General features: G+C 56.0%; 1 protein-coding gene. It reads right to left on the bottom strand.

The window, feature by feature from the left end:
* The coding region (locus P9254_RS28880; protein WP_278103924.1) for a hypothetical protein at positions 1-242 on the bottom strand (242 nt) is incomplete at its 3' end.
* Between the last annotated feature and the right edge of the window lie 24 nt (positions 243-266).

Genomic DNA, 266 nt, shown 5'->3' with positions numbered 1-266 from the left:
CAAGTGGTCAGCACCGTGCCGGCCTTGTCTAGCATGTCAGCTGAGGGGGAGCGCACTGTTTGCCGGGCTGCCTGCCAAGCCAGCCCCTGTGGGCTAATGGCGGTCATTTCCTGATAGATTTTCTCCCGCTGGCGCAACGCATCTAACAGCTTGGGCGTGACCCGCTGCCCACTCGTTTTCCATGCTGTAGCAATCAAGAGTTGGTCATCTAGGTAGCGTTCGCGCTCAATGAGTTTCTTCATGTGAGCATTAAATGCGCTCATGTC

This window comes from Mesorhizobium sp. WSM4983 (assembly GCF_029625765.1).
In the GTDB taxonomy this organism is placed as follows: domain Bacteria; phylum Pseudomonadota; class Alphaproteobacteria; order Rhizobiales; family Rhizobiaceae; genus Mesorhizobium.
Note: the sequence above shows the minus strand (reverse complement) of the source record. Positions and strands in the feature narration are given on the sequence as shown.